17 protein-coding genes are annotated in these 23085 nt (G+C 50.7%); 7 read left to right on the top strand and 10 right to left on the bottom strand.

The annotated features are described in order from the left end of the window. Nucleotides 1–7: 7 nt before the first annotated feature. Both K0H59_RS17470 and K0H59_RS17465 read right to left on the bottom strand, forming a co-directional pair. The gene (locus K0H59_RS17470) at nucleotides 8–997 is read right to left on the bottom strand and encodes an alpha/beta hydrolase (protein ID WP_220053850.1); all 990 of its coding nucleotides are present in this window, start codon (nucleotides 995–997) and stop codon (nucleotides 8–10) included. A 2-nt stretch (nucleotides 998–999) separates the two neighbouring features. Continuing rightward, nucleotides 1000–2175, bottom strand: a complete 1176-nt coding sequence (locus K0H59_RS17465) for a CynX/NimT family MFS transporter (protein ID WP_220053849.1) — start codon at nucleotides 2173–2175, stop codon at nucleotides 1000–1002. Between the two features lie 145 nt (nucleotides 2176–2320). On the opposite strand from K0H59_RS17465, the gene K0H59_RS17460 reads away from it, so the two are divergent. Beyond that, a complete protein-coding gene (locus K0H59_RS17460) occupies nucleotides 2321–5839 on the top strand; it encodes a PAS domain-containing hybrid sensor histidine kinase/response regulator (RefSeq protein ID WP_258405858.1) in 3519 nt (1172 codons plus the stop codon). 98 nt (nucleotides 5840–5937) lie between these two features. Here K0H59_RS17460 and K0H59_RS17455 read toward each other — a convergent pair whose 3' ends face one another. The 3 genes from K0H59_RS17455 to K0H59_RS17445 all read right to left on the bottom strand — a co-directional run bounded on the left by K0H59_RS17455 (nucleotide 5938) and on the right by K0H59_RS17445 (nucleotide 10137). Continuing rightward, nucleotides 5938–6609 (bottom strand): response regulator transcription factor, encoded by a 672-nt coding sequence (locus K0H59_RS17455; RefSeq protein WP_220053848.1) that lies wholly within the window; start codon nucleotides 6607–6609, stop codon nucleotides 5938–5940. A gap of 131 nt (nucleotides 6610–6740) precedes the next feature. After that, nucleotides 6741–9017, bottom strand: a complete 2277-nt coding sequence (locus tag K0H59_RS17450) for a TonB-dependent receptor (protein ID WP_220053847.1) — start codon at nucleotides 9015–9017, stop codon at nucleotides 6741–6743. A 193-nt stretch (nucleotides 9018–9210) separates the two neighbouring features. Next, nucleotides 9211–10137, bottom strand: coding sequence for a PHB depolymerase family esterase (locus K0H59_RS17445; protein WP_220053846.1), 927 nt, complete (start codon nucleotides 10135–10137; stop codon nucleotides 9211–9213). 476 nt (nucleotides 10138–10613) lie between these two features. Between K0H59_RS17445 and K0H59_RS17440 the strand changes: the two genes are divergently transcribed. Further along, a complete protein-coding gene (locus K0H59_RS17440; protein WP_258405857.1) occupies nucleotides 10614–11621 on the top strand; it encodes an HlyD family secretion protein in 1008 nt (335 codons plus the stop codon). Between the two features lie 18 nt (nucleotides 11622–11639). Beyond that, nucleotides 11640–13169, top strand: a complete 1530-nt coding sequence (locus tag K0H59_RS17435; RefSeq protein WP_220053845.1) for an MFS transporter — start codon at nucleotides 11640–11642, stop codon at nucleotides 13167–13169. A gap of 18 nt (nucleotides 13170–13187) precedes the next feature. Here K0H59_RS17435 and K0H59_RS17430 read toward each other — a convergent pair whose 3' ends face one another. Together K0H59_RS17430 and K0H59_RS17425 are read right to left on the bottom strand one after the other, a co-directional pair. After that, on the bottom strand, nucleotides 13188–14099 hold the full coding sequence (locus K0H59_RS17430) for a LysR family transcriptional regulator (RefSeq protein ID WP_088210190.1): 912 nt from the start codon (nucleotides 14097–14099) through the stop codon (nucleotides 13188–13190). Continuing rightward, nucleotides 14093–14272, bottom strand: a complete 180-nt coding sequence (locus K0H59_RS17425; protein ID WP_220053844.1) for a hypothetical protein — start codon at nucleotides 14270–14272, stop codon at nucleotides 14093–14095. The genes K0H59_RS17430 and K0H59_RS17425 overlap by 7 nt, the downstream gene beginning before the upstream one ends. Before the next feature lie 373 nt (nucleotides 14273–14645). Here K0H59_RS17425 and K0H59_RS17420 point away from each other — a divergent pair, with 373 nt between their 5' ends. Genes K0H59_RS17420 through K0H59_RS17410 form a run of 3 tightly spaced genes read left to right on the top strand, consistent with a single transcriptional unit; the run spans nucleotide 14646 to nucleotide 19268 of the window. After that, nucleotides 14646–15857 carry an efflux RND transporter periplasmic adaptor subunit gene (locus K0H59_RS17420; RefSeq protein WP_220053843.1) on the top strand — a complete coding sequence of 404 codons (1212 nt, stop codon included), beginning with the start codon at nucleotides 14646–14648 and terminating at the stop codon, nucleotides 15855–15857. A gap of 2 nt (nucleotides 15858–15859) precedes the next feature. After that, a complete protein-coding gene (locus K0H59_RS17415) occupies nucleotides 15860–17830 on the top strand; it encodes a MacB family efflux pump subunit (RefSeq protein ID WP_220053842.1) in 1971 nt (656 codons plus the stop codon). A gap of 4 nt (nucleotides 17831–17834) precedes the next feature. Next, entirely contained in the window at nucleotides 17835–19268 is a 1434-nt protein-coding gene (locus K0H59_RS17410) for an efflux transporter outer membrane subunit (protein ID WP_220053841.1), read from the top strand. 86 nt (nucleotides 19269–19354) lie between these two features. Here the strand turns inward: K0H59_RS17410 and K0H59_RS17405 are convergent, their stop codons facing one another. Together K0H59_RS17405 and K0H59_RS17400 are read right to left on the bottom strand one after the other, a co-directional pair. Next, a complete protein-coding gene (locus tag K0H59_RS17405; RefSeq protein ID WP_088210194.1) occupies nucleotides 19355–20479 on the bottom strand; it encodes a site-2 protease family protein in 1125 nt (374 codons plus the stop codon). A 189-nt stretch (nucleotides 20480–20668) separates the two neighbouring features. Next, a complete protein-coding gene (locus K0H59_RS17400) occupies nucleotides 20669–21046 on the bottom strand; it encodes a DUF4144 domain-containing protein (protein WP_011624010.1) in 378 nt (125 codons plus the stop codon). Nucleotides 21047–21068: 22 nt separating this feature from the next. On the opposite strand from K0H59_RS17400, the gene K0H59_RS17395 reads away from it, so the two are divergent. Further along, on the top strand, nucleotides 21069–21245 hold the full coding sequence (locus tag K0H59_RS17395; protein WP_220053840.1) for a hypothetical protein: 177 nt from the start codon (nucleotides 21069–21071) through the stop codon (nucleotides 21243–21245). 29 nt (nucleotides 21246–21274) lie between these two features. Here K0H59_RS17395 and K0H59_RS17390 read toward each other — a convergent pair whose 3' ends face one another. Next, entirely contained in the window at nucleotides 21275–22966 is a 1692-nt protein-coding gene (locus K0H59_RS17390; RefSeq protein WP_220053839.1) for a DUF342 domain-containing protein, read from the bottom strand. Nucleotides 22967–23085 lie beyond the last annotated feature (119 nt).

Here is a 23085-nt window from a genome sequence, read left to right as displayed (position 1 = left end):
AGGCGAGCTAGCGAGTGTTAGCGATTATGGGCTCAGCTAAAAACGCGGCAATCATACGGTAGGTCGCAAGGCATTCCTCCGAAACCAAATCCTGCAGCAGCATATAGGCGTGGATCATGTCTTCAAATTGATGGTGCTGCACTTGCACACCAGCCGCCGTTAAGGCGTTGGCATAGGCAATGCCCTCATCCCGCAATGGGTCGCAGCCCGCGGTAAATATCAAGGTGCTGGGCAGTTTGGCGTTGAACTCGCCATGTAAGGGGGAAGCTTGTTTAACGCGCTCGGCATCCTTAGCCACCTCTTGAAAATACTGCTCGAAGTACCATTGCACCCTAGGGGTTTCGAGCAAGAAACCTGCACCATTACTCTGATAGGAAGCGCTCGCCATGGTGTAATCCACGCTGGGATACACCAAGATCTGCTTGGCGATATTAAGCCTGTTGTCGCTGAGGCTACGTTGGCTAAGGCTAGTGCAGAGCGCGCCACCGGCACTGTCGCCCATGATGCTGACACCTTGTTGGTATTGCACCTCAGTTAGCACGTTTTGATAGTGGCGTAGGGCGTATTCGCAGTCTTCAAGTCCCGCCGGATAGGGATGTTCGGGCGCGAGGCGATACTCCACACTGATCACCACACATTGAGCTATGCTGGCAAGGTGACGACAGATAGGGTCGTACAGCTCCACACTGCCGCACATATGGCCGCCGCCGTGAAAATGTAACACTACGGGCAGCGTTTTGCTGGGCGCAGGGCTGTAAACTCGACAACCAATTTCCCTGTCGCCATGCTGCGCATCCTTCACTTGCCATGCCTTATCGGCGATATAACTTACCTCAGGTTTAGCGCTCATCAGGGCCGCGAGTTTGTTCAAGTTTTCCCGCAGCAGCTGTGGGCTGTATTGAATATTTTGCTGTTTCGCGAGGGCGATATTCTGGTTCGCTAATTCAAGAAAATTCGTCAGCTTTGCTGAAGCGGTACCGCGTGGGGAAACTTGCATGCTTACTCCTTAGCTTGTCCGGTTTCGGGGAGAAAATAGCTGCCAACAAACACTGTGGCGCTTAACAGAGTGATCAGCACAAACGAGGCGAAGTAACTGCCCTGGTTGATATCCACAAGCTTGCCAAACAGCCAGAGCACTATGGTCGAAATCAGATAGCTGATGGACCAAAATAGGCTAAAAATCACCGTGATTTTTTGACTGGTCATCTTAGGTAGCTCGTGGGGAATCGAGACTAAAGCGGTGACGGGTAAAAAGATGCAAAAGCCTAAGACGATGGCGCACAGGGTTTGCAGCCAAGGCGCAGAGCCAAAGGAGAGCCCTAACACAGTCAAGAAAATCAGCAGGCCGCTGAGGCGAATAATCGGTAGGCGCAGGGGCTGTTTACGGCTGTAGAGTATCCCCGCTATGGTGCCGACAATCCCAAAGCCAATCACCCACTTACTCTGGCTGATGCCCGCCAGCGGATAAAAGGTAAATAGGCAAATGTAAAAGGATAATAATCCCGAGTAGGTGAGGGCATAGGCCCAGTTAAAGCCGTCTTTTAAGCCATCGAGATAGGAGTATGAGGTGATGGCATCTTGTTGTGCATTGGCTTGATGGCTGGGGACCTGTTCGTACTTCACCAATAACCACAGCAGTGCCAGTACCAGACTGGCAATGGAAAACACCAACAGGCTTTGTTGCCAACCGCCGCTGATGGCGTTGATGCTCGGCATGCCCCAAAGCACGATAGCCGTGCCCACATTAAAGGCCACCGCGTTTAATCCATTGATCACAGGGCGCTCTTCTGGGGCGAACCAGTGCATCACAATCGGGTTGAAATAGACAATCATAAAGGCGCCGCCCAGCCCCATTAAAAAGCGGCTCACCAGCAGTAACTCATAGTTTGGGGCGTAGGGTGTCATGATTCCTGTGACTATCAATAATGCCGCGACTAAAAACGCATACTTCACCCCAAATTTGAGGGTGAGATAGGCCGCGGCAAAGGTGCCGACAATTTTGGCTAAGGTGACGGCACCGCTCAGTAAACTGGCGGAGGCATAGCTCTCGATATGCATCGAGGCCATGATGTTATTCATACTCGCGGTGCCGCCAACCCATGCCATTGCAAATAAGACGTAACTGGTAAAAACCAAGCCTTCTACGAGATATTTATGGGTAATTTTTATCGGCATAGTTGTTTAAAACCTCGAGTCAATATTGGCCGTAGGTTAGCCGATGGGGGGGGATAAATAAGTACTACCTTAGTGCACCGTGCTGTTATCAAGTGTTTAACAATTTGTTTGTCTAGTGTAGTTTGGCTGGGTGTATACAGGTTGATTGGGGAATATCTTGCTGGCGTGGTTGTCTGTTGATACTTGGTGGATCAGCGTTATATCGATTGCCTATTTGGCTGTGCTGTTTATTGTCGCCCAATGGGGGCAAAATCAGGCGATAGATCAATGGCGTAAACGGCCTTGGGTGTACAGTTTATCCTTGGGTGTGTGTTGTACTTCGTGGGCGTTTTACGGCACGGTTGGGCAAGCGGCGACCACGGGTGCTTGGTTAGCGCCCATCTACATAGGTTCGATAATCTGCCTAGTATTGGCGTGGCCTATGTTGATGCGCACATTGCAGATCATCAAAAGCCAAAACCTGACCTCGATTGCCGACTTTATCGCCTGCCGCTTCGACCGCTCGCCTAAAATCGCCGCCAGCGTTGCTATGGTGTCGCTCTTTGGCACTATTCCCTATATCGCGCTGCAACTGAGGGCGATAAGCACCAGCTTCGACCTTTTAACTGGCACCTTTCAATCTGGGATCAGCACTGCGTTTATTGTTACTATCGTGTTGATTATCTTTAGTATCTTATTCGGTACACGGCAGCTTTCGGCCAGTAAACAAAATCAAGGCTTGGTACTGGCGATAGCCTTTAGCTCTATCGTAAAACTGTTTGCGCTCACCATGGTCGGGTTGTTTGCGACTTTCTATGTGTTTGATGGCTTTAGTGATTTGCTCGCTCGAGGTCAGCATTTGCCGCCGAGTTCTGAGGGGAATTCACTCTATTTTGTGCTGTCACAAATTCTGCTGGGTGCCATTACCATCTATGCGCTGCCACAGGAATTCCACATGATGATGATTGAAAATCATCATGCCAAAGAGTTAAAAGCCGCCCGTTGGATGGTGCCCCTGTATCTGTTGCTGATTAATGCCTTTGTATTGCCTATCGCGCTTGCGGGGCAGATTAGCTTTCCCGGCGGCAGTGTCGATGCCGACACCTACGTGCTGACCTTACCACTCTTCTATCAGCAGGCTTGGCTGGGGGTCTTGGTGTACATTGGCGGCCTTGCGGCGGCAACGGCTATGGTGATTGTGGCGGCGATTGTACTCAGCACCATGATTTCGACCGAGATTTTGACCCCGCTGCTGCTGAGATTGCCGAAATTTAGCTCGCAACAGACGCCGCAGCTCGCGGGGATATTGCTCAATTTACGGCGGATATCGATAGCGGCGATTCTGCTATCGGCCTTTGCCTTCGAGCGTTATATCGATCAGCAGAATCACTTGGCCAGCATTGGCTTATTATCCTTTGTGCTACTGTCGCAGTTCTTTCCCGCCGCCGTAGGGGCGCTCTATTGGCGCCGCGCCACCACCCAAGGTGCCTTTTGGGGCATGTTGATGGGCAGTTTAGTCTGGCTTTATACCTTGCTGCTGCCCGCGACCTTCCCCGATGCTCTCTGGGTCACTCAAGGGTTGTTGAATATTCCATGGCTAACCCCAACCGCGCTATTTGGTCTAACAGGGCTGGATAATATCAGCCACGGCCTACTGTATAGTTTGCTTGCGAACGTCGGTTGTTTTGTGCTGATTTCGTTGCTGAAAGAGCAGAGTGTGGGGGAAGTGCTTCAAGCCGATGTGTTTGTTAACCGCAAACAGGTGGCGCTGGAACGGCACCTCTCGGTTGAGGATCTGGCGAGCCTATTACACCGCTTTATCAATAAGGAAGAAGCCGACGCCCTGCTGGCTAGGGCGAAGGTACTTGGTTCTGAATTGCAATTAGCCACACGGCGCGAGGAGCTGGTGGATTACACCCGCCTTAAGTTGTCGGGGGTGTTAGGGTCTGCCTCGACGCGGATGGTGATGAATGCCGCCTCACGCTCGCAGCAGGTGCCGCTGGAGGATGTGGTCAGCATAGTCGATGAGGCCAACCAGATCTTCGAGTTTAACCGCGAACTGCTGCAATCTGGGGTCGAAAATATCGAACAGGGCATTAGCGTGGTCGATGCCGATATGCGTTTGGTTGCATGGAACAAACGTTATATTGAGTTGCTTGATTATCCTAAAGATTTGGTAAAAGCTGGCATACCGATAGAGAAGCTGCTGAGGTTTAATATCGAGCGCGGCATCATTGTAGGCGATGAGGCTCATGAGCTGGTGGAAAAGCGCCTTGTCCATATGCGTAGCGGTAGTCCACATCATTTTCTGCGCACTATGCTCGATGGCAAAGTGCTGGAAATCCGTGGTCAAGCCATGCCTGGTGGTGGCTTTGTAAGTACTTTTACCGATATTACCGACCATATTCAGGCCGAAAAAGCCCTGCAACTGGCTAACGAAACCCTCGAAAAGCGGGTCGAAAGCCGCACAAGGGAGCTCGCTAAAGCCAAGGCCGAAGCAGAGGCGGCCAATAGCAGTAAGACGCGGTTTTTAGCGGCGGCGAGCCACGATTTAATGCAGCCCTTTAACGCACTTACCCTGTTTACCGAGATGCTTAAACAGCGGGTGACGTCGACCGAACTCAAGGATCTCGCCACCCATATTGAAGCCTCCTTAAATGTGGTGGAGAGCCTGTTATCCGATCTGGTAGAAATCTCCCGCCTCGATAGCAGTAGCCTTAAAACTGAGCAGAGCCAGTTTGCGCTCAACGATTTACTCTCGACCTTAGTGAATGAATTTAAAGTGCTTTCCGCCGAGCAGGGCATCGATTTTTCCTATCAGTTTTCCTCCTGCCTAGTGCAAAGCGACCAACGTTTACTGCGACGGATTATTCAAAACTTCCTCTCCAATGCGTTCCATTATTCCCCGGCTGGCGCGGTGAATCGGCAAACGCCGCTGCCGCTCAATGCCAGCGCGGCTCTGCCTAAGCTATCACAAGCCGATTTTGTGCCTAAGGTGCTGCTGGGAGTGAGGCGACTCGAACATAGCCTGCTTATCCAAGTGTGGGACAATGGCCCGGGCATACCTCAAGATAAACAGCAGGCGATTTTCGGTGAGTTTGAGCGCCTCGAACAAACGCGGGAGATCCCGGGGCTTGGGCTGGGGCTGGCGATTTGCGATCGCATCGCTAAGTTGCTCGGGCTTAAGATTAGCTTGCACTCCGAGGTGGGTAAGGGCACCTGTTTTAGTGTTGAAGTGCCGCGCGTCTTCGCTCAGGCCAAACCTAGTAATGTGGTTAAACTACGCAGCGAAGAGGAAGGCGCAAACGATAGCTTTAATATCAGCGTGTTAGTCATAGATAACGATGAGTTAATGCTAAAGGCCATTTCCTCATTGCTGTTAGGCTGGGGCTGCCATGTACTCACTGCTCGAGATAAAGCCAGTGCCGAGCAGCAACTGGCGCAGCAGGTGTTGCCTAAGCTTATCATTGCCGATTACCACTTAGATGATGACCAAAACGGTGTCGATCTGGTGCAAAGCTTGCTCACTCATCCTGTGTTTAGTAGTCAGCGTCCGACCTGCATTATCTGCTCGGCAGATCCGTCTGAGTCCGTGCGGCAACACACCAGCAGCGCACAGTTCAGTTTTGTGCGTAAACCCGTTAAGGCCACCGCCTTAAAACGATTGATTAAGCAATTGTCATAACTCGGGACTCGGTGCGTATGGCTTAATAAATACGAATAAAAACAGTGGCTCAGTGCCACTGTTTTTCTTGAGGTTTGGATTCTGCGGGCATAGTTTAGTTAGGCGCTGATCTGCGGTTTATCGTTGCTGGTTATCATCAGCTGTTGGAAGACTAAGCCCGCCTGAGTGCGGTTGTAAACTTCGAGTTTGACCAGTATTGCCGACACGTGTTTTTTAACTGTGGTCTCTTTAATATCAAGGTCATAGGCGATTTGTTTGTTTAAGCGTCCATTGGCAATGCTGGCCAGCACTGTGTACTGCTGCGGGGTTAATTGCGCCAGTTGCTTCGCTAAACGTTGATGCTCGGCAGCGGTTTGCTGATCGATATTGATATCCGTGTGTTCCGGTAGCCAGACTTCCCCTTCGAGCACTGTGGCAATCGCGGTAGAGATCTGGGTTAAGCTGGCAGATTTGGGGATAAACGCACTGGCGCCAAAGTTAATGGCCTTACGGATAATCTCGGGCTGATCATCGGAGGACACCATGATCACTGCGATATCGGGAAAATGATTCTGTAGTAGGGTTAAGCCAGTAAAGCCCTCATTGCCGGGCATATGTAAATCGAGAAAGATCAGTTCAATATCAGGATTATTCTCAACGAGCGTAATTAATTCTTGAAAATTTTCCGCTTCCAATACTTCCGCTGTATTCACATTCTTGAGAACAGCTTGTGTTAAGGCTGTACGAAATAATGGATGATCATCAGCAATGGCGACTTTTATCTGAGGCATAATCCGTTCCCTTTATTTTTTTAACCCAGTTTAATCCTATTGGAAATTAATGCTAGATAATATTTAAAGCCGTTAAATTAATAACCGACTCATGGGAGTCGGTTATTAATATGCGTCAATAACATTATATTCTAGAAATTATAGCCAACGGTGAGAGAGATAGTCTCTGGATCGCCATAATAACCAATTAATGTATTGTCACCGCCTAAACCTGGAATATATCCGCCATTACCATCTGGGGTGACGAAGGCATAGTTACCGACCAGATATTCTTCGTTAGTGACGTTTTTCCAATGCAGACCCGCGTGCCAATGGCCGTCGTTGCTGTACCAGTTTAAGCCGAGGTTGAGCAGGCCATAACCGTCTTGGCTCAACAGGTTATTTACTACGGCTAAGTCATAGTCGCTGCGATAGTAATAGTTACCGTTGGCCACAAAGCTGCCGATATCCGTGTCGATATTGTAGCTAAATCCAACGTTTGCCGTGGTATCTGGGGTGTTAGTGATAGTGTAAGTATCGCTGATATCGATGCGGTTTCCATCGGCATCGTAGGAGATGACTTCCTCGAAGCTGGCATCGATTAAGCCTAGAGTCGCGAACAGATTCAATGACTCAGTCGCAGCGTATTCCACTTCGAGTTCTAGACCCGTGGCCGTCGATTTACCAATGTTGCCTAGACGTTGGTTAAGATCGGACGCGTTTTCACCGGGTAATACGGTCACGAACTGTCTGTCTTTGTGGTCTAAGTAGAAGGCGGTTGCGTTAACTCGCAGCCTGTCAAACCATTCGCTCTTCATACCCAACTCATAGGAATCAACGACTTCTGGGTCTACTGCGGGTTCTGGACCCGTTGCCCTTGGGTTAAAGGTGCCCGACTTGAAGCCCTGTGAATAGCTGGTAAAGAGCATCATATCGTCGCTGAGTTGGTACTCTAAACCTAAGCGTGGATTGAGTTTCGACCAGGTTTCTTCATCATCTAACACCTTAGGAATACTGGCGTTGATGGCATCTTCATCGCGAACATATCCTGGTACCCAGCCTGTTTCGGGATAAAGCGTCGTGAACATGATGCCGTTATAGACAGTGGCATCCTTCGTTTCGCGGGTATAACGCAAACCGGCGGTCATCGACAATTTATCTGTGATGTCGTAAGTGCCTTGAGCGTAGGCGGCGTAGCTTTCACTGTTGTTGCAACCACGAACTTCACGCGTTAGACCACCGTAAGCTTTGTAATATTCATACAGGATGGAATCGAACATCCCGCAGGAATCGCCTTTAAAGTAATAAAGGCCTGATACGAGTTTCAAATTATCGCCGTCGTAGTTAGCTTGGAATTCCTGACTAAATTGCTCGTCATCATAGATAGCAGGAACGTCCAAAATACGCAGACTGGTGTTGTCAAAGTCGATGTTGGTGGGCGAATAGCTCTCACGGGATGAGGTGACTGATTTCAGTGTCCAGTCATCGTTCAAGCCGTATTCAATGGTCAGTCCCCAACCTTCGGTTTCCACCTTGTTCCAAGTTGGCATGCTGGTGTAAGAGTCGTATTTGCTGTCTGGCACTGGGGCATCTGTCAGGACACTGGGGAGCATACGGTAGCCGCCCTTTGAATTCGACTCATCTTTGGTCTTGTCGTAGTTGAGGCGCATAAACAGGTTGTCGGTTGGCGTGTATTCTAAGCTCACACGCCCCGCCATAACATCTTTGTTATAGTTTTCAGTATCTTGACCTGGTATCGCTGAGGTAATGAAGTCACCATAACCATCGCGATTTAAGCTGGCGAAGGCGCCGCCAATATACAGCTTGTCATCAATTAAAGGTAATTGACCCGCTATCTTGTAGTCTTGCTGGTTGTAGCTGCCGACGGTGGCATTGAGGTTTAACTCAGCGTCACCGCTCATCTTCTTAGTCACGTATTTGACCGCGCCGCCGATGGTATTTTTACCATAGAGGGTGCCCTGTGGGCCGCGCAGTACTTCGATACGTTGCACATCGAGGATATCGAGCACCGCGCCCTGTGGGCGGGCGATATACACATCGTCGATATAGATACCGACGCCGGGCTCATAGCCCCAGAGCGGATCTTCCTGACCTACACCGCGAATAAAGGCCGTGAGGGTAGAGTTAGTGCCGCGACTGGATTGCAGCGTGGTGTTGGGTGAAAATTGCTGGATTTCAGTCATCACACTGATGCCATTTTCCGCTAAATCGTCAGCACTGACCGAAGTCACTGCAACTGGTACATTTTGCAGGCTCTCAATGGACTTACGGGCGGTGACTTCAATGCGTTCTAAGGTGGCTTGCTTCTCCCCGGTGCTATTTTCATCCTCAGCAACAGCATATTGTGCTGCCAATGCAGATGAGATAGCTAAAGCAATGCAACTCATTTTGATAGTATTCTGTTTCATACAGATTTCCCGTTGTAGTATTTATTTTTTAAAGGTTGGTACTTACTACTATTTTTTTTGATTCACATTGACTCTATAGTAATTATTTAAAATTTAAATCGGTACTATAGTAGTATGTGTTTTTAAGTCATTGTTTTTATTTTTATACCGATACGCTTGATATCGATACTCAAGGTTTATTTATAATTAAACCCTATATTCCCCAAAGATTGATTATTTCTGGCATGCTGCTGATAGGTGCTTTTAGTAAAAAGTCTCCCGTGTTGCCGCCATTTTTAATATCTGGATTAACGGCAATGCCATGGCCCATATTATTTATTTCGACTAACGAAATAAGGTTATTGCCACTCGTATCGGACCAAGTGCTAACACTATAGTCGGCGTATTGTTCGACTCTTGGTGTTTTATTCGCTTGGGTCAGTGCGACCCACTGGGCCGAGAGTTGTTTGGCATTTTCAGGATTCACCACCACATCGTTTTGCCCGGTCCACACGGTTAAGGCGGGCCAGTGTTGTTGGTTCGGATGCACCTGTTTGGCAAAACTCACCAGTTCTTCAACAGACTCTGCTGGGCCCTTTTTCATGCAGGAAATGGCTTTGGTGAGGTTGTCGGCACAGGGGTAAGGCAGGCCTGCGATCACTGCGCCTGCGGTGAATACATCGGGATAATTCACCAGTGCGGCGCTGGCCATGGCGCCACCGGCGGACAGACCAATCACATAGACACGCTTCGCACTGGATTGGGCTTTGGCTTTGGCTATCATGTTTTTCAGCGATAGCATCTCGCCGCTATCCACCTGAGTATCCTGCGCTGAAAACCAGTTATAACAACGCTTTACATTGTTTTCAAAACTCTGTTGTGGCACAAGTAGGCTAAATTTTTTCTCTTTGGCAAGGGCGGTTAAACCGCTATTGTTGGCCAGTTCCACGCCATCCTGCACACAGCCGTGCAGCAGCACTACGAGCGCATCTTGGCCTGGGCCTTCGGGCGATAAATAGGAGGCGGTTAACTCACCGGGATTGGCGCCAAATTCGCTAAGTGCCTGATACTCACTTTGGGCATAGGCGGGGGTGAATAACAGTGCGCTGAGGCAAGTGGCGATGAGTGTCAATTTGCGCATAGGAGTGCTTCCAAGTTCATGATAGTGAGAACTTGCTGAATTTTGCGGCGCCTGACAATGGCACTTTAGTTCCAGAGCCTGATTACCTCTTTATGCGGCTGGTACAAATACGTCAGGCAAAACTTGAATATACCCGTCAATAAGGCCTAACTGCTAATGTGCATCCGAGGTTGGCGGTGTATTTGACCCTCCTAGGTTGCCCCAATCACCTGTATCTAAGTATCTTGCGAGCAAACCTGTCAGGTTCAGTCTGATGGTGGCGTGGATATTTTGATGGGCGAAGTAGTCATTGCGCATTCAAACTCAACCATAGGCGCCTAAACTTCGCGCTGCCTGTGATGGGCGGTTTCATGTTCATTCACCTTATTCCTTGGGGTTCCATTTTCTGGGCAGTAACCTTCCAGTTATTTTTCTCGCTCCAAAGCGTACTCACCAGTACAGTTTTTCCATCTTTCTCCCCTTCGATGAGTTACACGATGAAGAAAACGATGATTACGCTGGCAGCGCTGGGCACCTTGGCACTGGGCGGCTGGAAATACTGGCAGGAACAACAATGGGTCACAACCGACAATGCGTATGTCAAAGCAGACGTAACGCTGGTTTCCCCAGAAGTCAGCGGCCGAGTCACCAAGCTATTTGTGCGCGACAACCAGTGGGTGAACGCTGGCGATCCACTGTTTCAGATTGATGACCAGGACTATCAGGCGAACGTCAACATCTCTCAGGCGGCCATTGAGGTTGCTCAGTCTGCGCTGGCCAACAATGCCTCACGAATGCAGTTGCAAAAAGTCAGCATTGAACAGGCCAAAACGGCGATAGAAGCCGCGAGCGCCAATGCACAATTTCAACATTCCGAACGCCAGCGCTTTCAGAAACTTTTGCGCTCAGCATCGGTAAGCCAGACCGCCTTTGATAACCAGAACACCAAAGCGATCAACGCGCAAGCGACGCTGAAAAATGCTCGGTTAGCCCTTGATGCCGCCCATCAGCAGCTCAATACGCTGGCCGCTGAACGCGAACAACTTAGCGCTCAGCTCAATCAGGCGCAGTCCAAACTGGCTTTAAATACCATTGCGTTGCAGCGCACCGTAGTCAAAGCGCCAGTGGACGGTTTCATCGCCAATCGCCAGGTGCAGGAGGGCAAGTTTGTGCAGCCAGGCATGGGGACCATCACATTGGTGCCAGAAACTGTGTGGCTGAACGCCAACTTTAAAGAAACACAGCTCAGTCACCTAGTCGCAGGTCAGGCAGTTCATGTGCGAATCGATATGTATCCCGATATTGTGCTCGAAGGCCGGGTTGACTCGATCACGCCTGCCACTGGTGCTCAGTTCAGCATGATTCCACCGCAAAACGCCACGGGAAACTTCGTTAAGGTGGTGCAGCGCGTGCCCGTCAAAATCACCCTGACACTGCCTGAATCACTCAAAGGCCGAGTTTATCCCGGCTTATCTGCGGTGGTCAGTATCGCGCTCGGTCAATAAGGTAGCAGGAGAATGACCATGCAACGCAAAGGTTGGCTAATCGCCCTCATTCTGTTGGCTATGTTACCCGTAGGGATCGGCTCGGCACTGTTCAAAGCACTCGCCGCAGAGATGGCCGCCAGCAACGGATTATCCGGTGATGAACAGAGTTACCTCAATATCGCGTTTTCCGCTGCACAGCTGGTCGCGTTACTGGCCGCCCCGTTTACTGTTCGCCACTTCACGGTCACTCGCACCTTGCGTGCCAGCTTGCTAATGGCCGCTCTGTGCCAGATGGTTTTCGCTTTTACCCACCAATCACCCTGGCTGCATGGCGCGACTTGGGTCGTCTTGGGCTTCTGCGTCAGTATCATCACGCTGACGATTAACCTGCTGATTTTGGATCAATACGGCTATCGGGCCATGACACTTTTCACTGCGTTGGTGCTGACTTGCTCAACCCTGCTGCCGCTGGGCGGATACCCCTGGTTCTTAACCTGGCTGGTCACGCAGGTCGAATGGCAGTGGCTTGCTTATCCGCTCGCCGGGTCATTGTTACTGGCAGCAGCCATCAGTACAAAATTTTCCATTCGTCATCCCTTCGCCCGAACTAAAAAATCGCACTTTCTCGCTTATGCATGCAGCGCATTAGCGCTCACGTTGCTGGTTTACCTGTTGATGCGTGGCAGCTATTACAACTGGTTTGATTATCCGGGATTTGAATATGCGATGTTGGGCTTGATTGTCATTGCGCTGCTGGCCATGTTGTTTATGCAGGCCAGCCAGAACAGCGGCCATACCAGCAGCCGCACACTGCTGACCAACCTGCACAACAATGTCTTTATGTATAACGGCTTTCTTGCCGGATTCGGCGTCACCGCCAGTGGCGCCCTGATGATGCTGTTTCTCACCAATGTGATGCACTACAGCCATGAAACTGCTGGACAGATACAACTGCCTTCGTTACTTGCCATGATTGTCGGCATGATGATCAGTGTCGCAGCCAGCAATCAACGCCGCTTTCCAAGTGACATCATTACGCCCATCGGTGTTGTTTTGCTGGTGATCTCGGTGGTGATGTTCAGTCGCTTACCCGCGTATGTCGGGCCAGATCAAGTGCTGTTGCCCATCTGCTTGCGTGGCTTAGGGGTCGGCTTACTCAATGTCTCGGTGACCATCGCCATGTTGGCCCATTTTCGTCCCGAGCAACGCCCCGAAGGCATCAGCGTGTTCTATATCTGCCGCACATTGGGGGGCTTATTGGGTTCGGCGCTGTTTACCCGCTTGTTGCAGATAACACGCACTGAATCTATGACTGATCTCACTCGTGATATCGGTGCCGAACCGGCCGCATTTTACGCCCACTCAACCCAGCAACTGCTGTTATCGCAAGGGCATCTGCCCTCGGCGCCAATCAGCGCGTCATTGATGCAACAAACCATCAGCCAGCAAGTGATTGTCTCTGCGCTGGGCAATACCTTTCTGTGGTTCGTTGTCGCGGTTGCGGTGATGGCCCCGGTGATCCTGATTGGGAAGAAGATGGTGAAAAAGCAGTCGAAAGCAGCTTAACAACCCGGCCATCGGGGGTCACATCAACAGGTGTTTCTGCGCTTCCGAGGCAAAATGGCTGCTGAGGTAATCAATCAGCAGCCGCACCCGGCGCGGAATGTGCTGACGATCATGATAAACCAGATTAATCGGCACACGCCGGCGGTGTTGCTGGTTAAACAACGGCACCAACTGTTGGTCCTTCATGGCTTGCGCCAGTTGAATGTCTGGTAACAACGCAACACCAAAACCCTGCGTGGCCAAGGTCAGTGCCATCTCCGGTGAATCGACGACCGTCATATTTGCCCGCCCAAGGTCGAGCTTACGTGTCGGGGATTCAAACCACCAGAACTTGTACTCATCCTGCGACATCTCACGGAAGATCAGTCGGTGTTGTAACAGATCCTCCGGCATTTGCGGCGTGCCAAATTCAGCTAAGTAATCCGGACTGGCGTAGTAGTCGGCGTACATCGCACCAATCTGCTGCGCCACCAGATTGCTGATCACTGGCTGACCAAGCTGCACCAACAGATCAAAGCGGCGTTTGGGAATGGTGCGCTCCACCACTTCCTGAGCATGCAGTTCCAACTCAATTTGCGGGTATAGACGGCAGAACTCTCGCAGTAACTGACCCAAACATTTGACCATCGGCGATACGCACAAAAGGCGTATTTTCCCCGCCATTTCCTGTCCGTATGCCGACATTTCCTGATCCAACACCTCGACGTGAGTCAACACATCACGACTATGAGCATGAAAGATTTCGCCCGCTTCGGTCAGGGTAAAATGCCGTGCGCTGCGATTGATCAGTTTCACATTGTAATGTTCTTCCAGCTCTTTGATTTTGCGACTGACGCTTGATTTGGGCAGCGAGAGAAAATCCGCCGCCTGCGTAATACCGCCCAGTTGCACCACGTGCTGAAACAACGACAGTGAGTCCAGTTTCAACATGCGAGTACTCCTGATGCATCGCTGACAGTTTGATGACGGTGGGAGTGAAGAAAGTGCTCAACCACCCGCTCGATATGCAGGTGAACCTGAGCTTTGTCTGGCTGAGATAGGCCCAACAGCGCGGTAGTGGCTTCTAGTACGTTGGTTTGTTTTTTCAGAGTTGAAGGGCGCATTGCGTAGTTTCCAAGCTGTACTAGGTAGTGCGATTTTGTAAAGTATAGCGCTTGGCTGTTGATAAATCAGCGAAAAAAGATGCCTTCGCCAAGGTCAATGATGCGCTATTAGTGTCATCGCCAGTGCGTTGTGGTGGATGCCAATAAAGCTGGGTGCAATTACCCATCGCAAACGACTTAAGTTCATTTGCGGGAATTGTTACAGTCGTGTTCTCTGTTTCAAACTTCTACACAGATATTTGCAAATCTTTACCTGATATCGACATTTCCTTCGTCTACTGCGCTGAGCTAACTCTATATACTGATTGCACTATTTTTCCTCCCGCAAGATGCACGCTTGCGCCCATTGGCATTGATGGACACCTAGATTCAGATGAGAAAATCCTCAAAGCGTAAACTGATATTGATCTTAAGCGGTTTAGTCCTCCTTGGGGGCGGCGCTTATTTTCTGCTGCATAAACCCGAGGCGGCCCCAAGCTATGTGACTGAACCCGTTAGGCGCGGCGACATTGAAAACTCGGTGCTCGCCAATGGCATGTTGCAGGCCTCCAAGTTGGTGAGTGTGGGCGCGCAAGTCTCGGGGCAAATTCAGAGTTTGCCTGTGGATCTTGGCCAAGAGGTGAAGAAGGGCGACCTTATCGCGCAAATCGACAGCCTTGCCCAGCAAAACAACCTGCAAAATGCGCTGGCTTCCCTTAAAAGCATTAATGCCCAGTACCGCGCTAAGCAGGCGCAAATACGTCAGGCAAAACTCGAATACACCCGTCAGCAGGAAATGCTCGCCGATAAGGCCAGCTCCCGCGCAGACTTTGAAGCCGCCGAAGCCACTTTGACGGTTTATCAGGCCGAGCTTGAGCAGTTACAGGCGCAAAAACAACAGGCTGAGATCAATGTCGATAGCGCCAGAATCGATTTAGGTTATACCAAGATCACCGCGCCTATGGATGGCACAGTCGTTTACTCTGCAGTTGAAGTAGGCCAAACCGTTAACGCCAATCAAACTACGCCAACCATAGTCGAGATGGCGCAGCTCGATACCATGACAGTTAAGGCGCAGATCTCCGAGGCCGATATCGTCAATGTGCATCCGGGGCAGGCGGTGTACTTTACGATTCTCGGTCGTCCCAACCATCCGTACCGCGGCACCCTAAGGGCAATTGAACCCGGTCCCACCTCCATGGATGGTGACGATAGTAATATGAGTTCCAGCGATTCGGACGCCATCTATTACCACGGCTTATTCGATGTCGAAAACCCCGACCGTACCCTACGCATTGGCATGACGGCGCAGATCTCAATTGTGCTCGCCAAGGCCGATGATGCGCTGTTAGTACCATCGCAGGTGCTGCGAGCCCAACCGCGGGATAAAGCGGTATCGGCAAGCGATCGCAAATCCCGTGGGCCGCAGTATCAAGTGCCTGTGCTGGTGAATAACCAAGTGCAATATGTGGATGTGACTGTCGGTATTAATAACAAAATCAATGCCGAAATCCTGTCTGGCCTGAACGAAGGCGACCAAGTGGTACTCGGAATGCCCGCCGACGGTTCGACCATGAAGTTCCGTGGCCCACCAATGAGGTTTTAAGCGTGAGTAAGCCATTATTGGAAGTCTCAGCTTGCTACCGCAGTTTTCAGGCGGGTGAGCAACAACTGACTGTACTCAAAGATATTAATCTTTCCATCGCCCGTGGTGAGATGGTCGCGATTGTCGGCGCCTCGGGGTCGGGTAAGTCGACCCTGATGAATATCTTGGGCTGTTTAGATAAACCCTCAAAGGGCTCGTACTTTATCGATGGTCAAGATACCTCGCAGATGGACGTGGATGAACTGGCAAAGCTGAGGCGTGAGCATTTCGGCTTTATTTTCCAGCGATATCATTTGCTTGGCGATCTAAATGCCGTGGGTAACGTCGAAGTGCCCGCCGTGTATGCGGGTAAAGATCGTCTCGAGCGTCGGGAGCGGGCGGAAAGCTTGTTATCGCGCTTGGGTTTAGGTGAGCGCCTCGACCATAAGCCGAATCAGCTCAGTGGCGGCCAGCAGCAAAGGGTGAGTGTGGCGCGGGCGCTGATGAATGGCGGCGATGTGATCCTCGCCGACGAACCGACGGGCGCCTTAGATAGTCACAGCGGCGAAGAAATGATGCGGCTGTTGCAGGAGCTGCACCGCGAAGGCCAGACCATCATTATCGTGACCCACGATATGCATGTGGCCCAGCATGCCGACCGTATTATCGAGATTAAGGACGGGGTGATTATCAGCGATGAGCCTAATCCCGCCTCAAATATCGCGGCTGCGCCTAAGACCGAAGTGATCCCCGCCAAGACTAAGGCGCGCGCCCGCGTGGCGGCATGGGACAGATATGCCGAAGCCCTGAAAATGGCGTTGCTGGCGATGTCGACCCATAGATTGCGCACCTTTTTAACTATGCTGGGGATTATTATCGGTATCGCCTCCGTGGTCTCTGTGGTGGCGTTGGGGGAAGGCTCGCAGCGGGAGATCTTAAAGAGCATTAGTTCGATGGGCACCAATACCATAGATATTCGCCCCGGCTCAGGTTTTGGCGATAGGCGCTCGGCAAGGGTACGAACTCTGACCGCAAGCGATGCGAATGCTCTGAAAAACTTACCCTATGTCGATAGCGTCACTCCGAGTATTGGCTCGAGTGCGACTGTGCGTTATGGCAATAAGGCGGTGACGGCGACTGTGAATGGCGTGGGGCCCGAGTTCTTCCGGGTTCGAGGCTATGAGCTTGCCCAAGGACAGTTTTGGGACGATGACAGTGTTAATGCGTTAGCCCAAGATGCGGTGATCGACGAAAACACCCGCAAACAGCTGTTCCCTAACAGTAGCGGCGCTATGAACTCTGCCATTGGAGAAGTTATTTTCCTCGGGGATTTACCGGTGCGGATTATTGGTGTTACCCAGCCTAAGGAAAGCGCCTTTGGCAACAGCGATGCCCTCAATGTGTGGGTGCCTTACACTACGGTCTCTGGCCGTATGGTGGGCAAAAAATACTTAGATGGGATTACCGTGCGGCTCGATGAGTCGGTGCCGAGTAATGCGGCGGAGCAGGGCATTATTAGCCTGCTGAAGATGCGCCACGGCACGCAGGATTTTTTCACCATTAACACGGATACCATACGCCAGAATATCGAGAAAACCACCGCAACTATGACGCTATTAATCTCGGCGATTGCAGTGATTTCCCTCGTGGTGGGCGGCATTGGGGTGATGAATATCATGTTGGTGTCGGTGACTGAGCGCACCCGTGAGATTGGCGTTCGTATGGCGGTCGGAGCGCGTCAGAGCGATATTCTGCGGCAGTTTTTAATTGAGGCGGTGTTGGTTTGTCTGTGCGGTGGTGCGCTAGGGGTGGCTTTAGCCTATTTGATTGGCGTGGTGTTTGCCCAAGCGGGAGGCAGTTTCCAGATGATTTATTCGACGACTTCTATTATTGCCGCCTTCGCCTGCTCTACCTTAATCGGGGTGTTGTTTGGCTTCCTGCCCGCTCGTAATGCGGCGCGTTTAGACCCAGTTGATGCCCTAGCGAGAGAGTAACTGAATGAATAATCAAGTTTTAACGCATCAAAATGAATTAAGCCGCCGTGTCGGTTCAACGCTCAAGCTCAGCGTGATTGCCATCAGCATAGCGCTGCTCTCGGGCTGTGGCGCGCTGATGCGCTCCGACTTTGAGCCGCCAGCTTTACAGGTGCCTGAACAGTGGCAGCATACCCAAGTGAATACTCAAGTCAGCCTAGACCCTTGGTGGCAGAAGTTTAATCAACCAGAATTAAATCAGCTGATTAGCCAAGTGCTTAGCAGCAATAATGACCTTACGCTCGCTACTTTAACCTTGCAAAAGGCGCGTTTACAGGCGGGGTTAGCGCGGGATGATTTATATCCACAGCTCAGCTCCAATAATACGGCGTCTGTGAATAAACCGCTGGAGGGAGGCAGTTCGAGCAAGGCATTTCAAGCGAATCTGTCGGTAAGTTATGAGGTGGATCTTTGGGGCAAAGTGTCGGCCAATATCGATCAAGCCCAGTGGACAGCGCTGGCAAGCCTCGAAGATAGGGAGAGCACGGCGCAGAGTCTCGTCGCGACGACGGCGTCGCTCTATTGGCAGATTGGCTATTTGCATCAACGGATTGAACTGAGCAATAAGAGTATTGAGCACAGTCGACAAACGCTGGCGTTAACCCAGCGCCAATATGCCTCGGGTGCCGTGACAGAGCTGAATGTGCTCGAATCCCAACGCAGTTTAGCGGGGCAAGAGGCCTCCCACAGCCAACTGCTGCAACAGTTGGTTGAAGCCGAAAATGCGCTTGCGATCTTACTCAATCGCGCTCCGGGGCAGGTGGCGTTTGAGATCAAGCAATTGCCGGATAGCGCGATACCTGAGATTGGCGTCGGCATTCCCGCCGACTTGGTCGGCCGTCGTCCCGATGTGAAGGCTGCTCTATATCAATTGCGCTCGGCGCTGGCCAGTAAGGATGCGACCTATGCCAGTTACTTCCCAAGCTTGAGTTTGACCGGCAGCGTGGGGGAGTCGACCTCAGAGCTAAAAGAGTTATTGCGCAATCCCGTGGGGAGTTTAGGCGCTGGCTTAGTGCTGCCCTTTTTGCAATGGAATCAAATGCAAATTAACAATGATATTGCCGATATCGACTACCAGTCGGCTATCGTCAGCTACCGTAAAACCCTCTACAGCGCCTTCGAGGATGTAGATAACGCCATCTCGGCTAAGCAGCAATACGCCTACCAAGGTGAGAAACTTGAGCAGCAATTTAGCGCCGCCGCCCAGGCCGAAGCCATTTATGAGAGCCAATATCGTCATGGCGCTATCGGCATTCAAAATTGGATCGATGCGCAGGAGAATCGCCGCAGCGCCGAGGCCGCATTGCTGGAGAATCGCTATAACCAATTAACGGCTCAAGCGACGCTCTACCAAGCCCTCGGTGGGAGCGATATCGCGCCGCCGTTAGCGGATAACTAATTGAATAATTGGTAAATAAAAAACCGCGATGCCTTAGGCTATCGCGGTTTTTTATTATCTCGCTTTTATCTGAATGCGAGTCGTGATTAGCTGCGCAGAATATGCAGTGGCAGGCTTAACATATCATCGCCGGTGCCCGCTAAGTGCCAGATGATACCGACCAAGGCGGCGACTGTGACCAGATACCAAATGGTCGAGAAAATCTGCCCATATCTGTCCAGCGGTAACAGGTGGCTTTGATGGCGGGTACGCCACTCGAACACTATCTCTAAGCTACCGATAAGTAATAGGAAACCGAGCAGGGCAAGGCCCAAGGTATAGCTGATATACACCCCAAAGGCGGCGCCAATCACACAGGCGATTAAGCCCATGATGCTGTTCATCGAGAAGCTAATGCTCTTTAAAATATGGCCGCCATCAAGGGGTAAAATCGGCAATAAATTAAACAGGTTAAGTAGCGCGTTAAAGGCCGCTAGCCCCGCAAAGAAGACATTGTCCGTCAGGTGATAAGCGATAAGCGAGCCCACCGACATCAACAGGCCGAAGGTTGGGCCCATAATCGAGATGACCACATCCTGCCAGCGGGTATTAATCTTTTCATCGCTCAGCGCGAGTCCGCCCATAAAGGGGATCAGATATATCCCTTTGGTTTTCATCCCAAAATACTTCATCGCGCGGATATGACCGTATTCGTGGAAGACCAAACAGGCGATAAGCGCCAAGGCAAATTGGAAGGAAAACAGCCAAGAATAGGCCGCCACACTCGCGCCCGCGAGCACCACTTTGATCACTTTGGCACTCTTGAGCAGCTTAAAGCCGAGGGAGGCTAAGCCGACAAAACTGATTTTTTGTGGATTAGTCACAGGGACTTCAGGGGTTTGGCGCTCGATATCTTTCTCGGTGCGAGTGCCTTGGGCCATCACTTCCTCATCGACCAGCAGGCGGTAATCGAATCTAAAGGGCTGCCACACCACGTCGGTCTCGAGGCGGACTTGGATTTTGTGTTCTAAAACCTGTGTTTCGCCGGTATCGCTGGCCAATTGGCTCTGGTGCTGAGTGAGTTCAAACTCATGGACTTTGAGGCCGCCATTTTCGACCGATGCGGCTTTTTGTGAGACTAAGGTATTGTCCCAAAAGAGTTGTTGCCAACCTGCGAGTGAGCCTTCCAAACGCAGCGATTTGCCTAAGCAGTCAATCTTAAGTAGTTCCAATTTAGGGTCCGTTTGTATGTGTATCCGAATGATGCCCAGCGATAATTTGGCATATAAATATCAATCGCTTTGGGCAAAACGGCCTGAGCCGTGTGTGACAAATTATGCCTGTGAAATGTGACTGAGGATATTAGCTTTTAGGATCATCTTGGTTTTTATTGTGATCCCAGACGATTTATTCGAGCCGTGTTAGTCATCTAAGCTGCGGACGATTTCCATCCCTTGGGCCAAGGTAGTGAAGGCTAACTTGGCGACGCAGCACTGGCCTATGGCATTGGCGTGCTTTTGTACCCATTTGATAAAGTCGGTAAGCGGCAATTTTTGCTCTTGTTTGAGTAGCTTAGGCAGCTCGCCTATGGGATCTTCGTGAATGGTGCTTGGGGTCGCGCGGATCAGATATTGGTTACCGAGACTGTCGAGTAACAAATCCGTATCGATAAATTGATGCTGATACAGGCAGGCAAGTTCTAACCAATCCCGTTGATGGGCAAGGTAAAGTAGTTCGTCATTTTGAGTGAGTTTGACTACCGCAGGCCATTCAATGTCTGCCATTTTCACTTGAGTCATGCGCAATCCCGTAGGCGTTTTTATGTGCTTAGCCTTTAAGCCGACAGAGTCTGTGCTAAAGAGCCGTATTGAGGTCAGTATGCCACCGACCGAGGCGAAGATGAAAGGCGTTAGGGGATTTTCTCTGGCAAGCCTACCTAATGAGTGGAGCACGGCGAGTGGTAAAGCATTAAGGCTAAGAGTTCACTCAGTGGAATGAACCCTTAGCGGGTGTTGATGATTGCCCTGTTAATGGCTTGCAGCTTGCGCCTTAGGTTTAGCGTTGTAATCGAAATGAATCTCTTGATTCAGATTGGTTATTGAGCAAGTGCCATGTTCGCGGGTGGTTCTGTGATTGGCTTGACCAATATGGAACTCGGCATTGAGGAACACATGCTTAATCACATCGATACGGTATTTGTCATAGTAGCTTTCGACCTCCAGCTTTAGGCTGTCGAACTCTAATTCTTCGCGGGAACGTTCACCTAAGATGCGATTCTTCTCGTCGAGCATCATCTTGATCTGTTCGATCATGATAGGGTCGTTCTGCCATTCAGATTTCGGCGGCAGCTTTTTCAGGCGAGCCTCGATATCCAGAGTGGCAACCACCATGGCATGAACGCTCTCCTCTAGCTGCTTAAGGTTTTGTTTGAGTTCGCCCTGCTCCATGGCGCAGAATACTTCGGTTTTGGTGCCCGCTGTTGCGCCAATCACGACGGCGGTAAGGCCTTTTTCGGCATGCGCTACACCACCGACTAAGTCACCACGGCGGCCGCTTTGATCGCTGACGGTGAGCGTGCCTGCGGTTTTGGTATTGCTGTGCAGTAATTGCTTAGTGATCAGAATATTACCCTTGGCAGTCAATTGGGAATATTGCACAAACTGGGCGCTAATTTGCCCCTGAGCCGTGATATTGGTGGAGAACTCATTGACTCTGACTTGGCGACCGATAACGCCCTTGCTTACCGTAATATCACCATCTGCCTCGAGGGTCGCCGAATCGACAAAACCCATCACGGTAATATCGCCTGAGCTTTTGACCATCATGCCTTCGTGCACATCACCTGTGATTAAAATACTGCCCTTAAAGTTGATATGGCCGGTACTGATATCCACATCTTTCAGCTGAAGTACATCGTCGACATTCATGCCGGTTCGGGTTTCAACTGGTTGGCCAGCCACTGTGGCGATCAGTTTATTGGGATCTTTAGGATGGAAGTCAGTACCAGTACCCGGTTGTAATACCAGATCTTTTCCCGGCTTTTGTTTAAGGACTTCGCCCCTAATGTTGTAGCCGGGAGAACCTTCAGTCGCAGGATGTTTGATCATCAATAGATCGTTGGGTTTGACCATAATCATGGCGCCAAGGTTGCGCATATCCACAGTGCCGTCTTCCCGCTCCTGCGGCTGTAATAGGCGTTCACGGGCGAGGGATACCTTGCGTTCCAATACTGCATTTTCGCCATTTATTGCAGGTTTACCTTGGGCGATTTCACTCTGGCAGCTTTCACCCGGCTTTAACTTGGTCATTTTTTGCAACAAAGCTTGGATCTTAAGCTTGCTTAACCCCATGCATACATTGTCTTTTTTGAGCTGTGTAAGGATTTCGGGCAAATCGACGGCTTTGCCACCCCAAGGAGCGGTTAAGACCATAGTGGCTTGCATCTTATCTTGGCTGAGCTCGATTTTTACGCTGCCATCACGGCGTTCTGCCAATACGGCAAATAGCTCGTATTTACCATCCTCTTGATGGCAAAGGGAGTTGGTTTGCGCGATCACTTTGTCTATCGCAGGCTCGAGTGGGAATAGGGTGGCAAACTCAGGTACGGACAATAAACGCATCACATCATCACGGGTAATAGGACCGTGTTCGTTCGGAATCAAACGTAATTCCGCCTTGGTTTTATCGCTGCTTAGCTCAAGAAGTTCAGGGGCCAACATAGAGCACTTCCTATCCATTTGTTTTATTTTTGTTTTAGTAGCCACCTGAGTATAACAGTAGAAACTTTGCTCAAAGAAGCCTTTTCGGCGCGAAAAAACGTAAATGTTGATGTTTTGTG

Source organism: Shewanella sp. FJAT-51649, assembly GCF_019457435.1.
Classification (GTDB): domain Bacteria; phylum Pseudomonadota; class Gammaproteobacteria; order Enterobacterales; family Shewanellaceae; genus Shewanella; species Shewanella mangrovisoli.
Note: the sequence above shows the minus strand (reverse complement) of the source record. Positions and strands in the feature narration are given on the sequence as shown.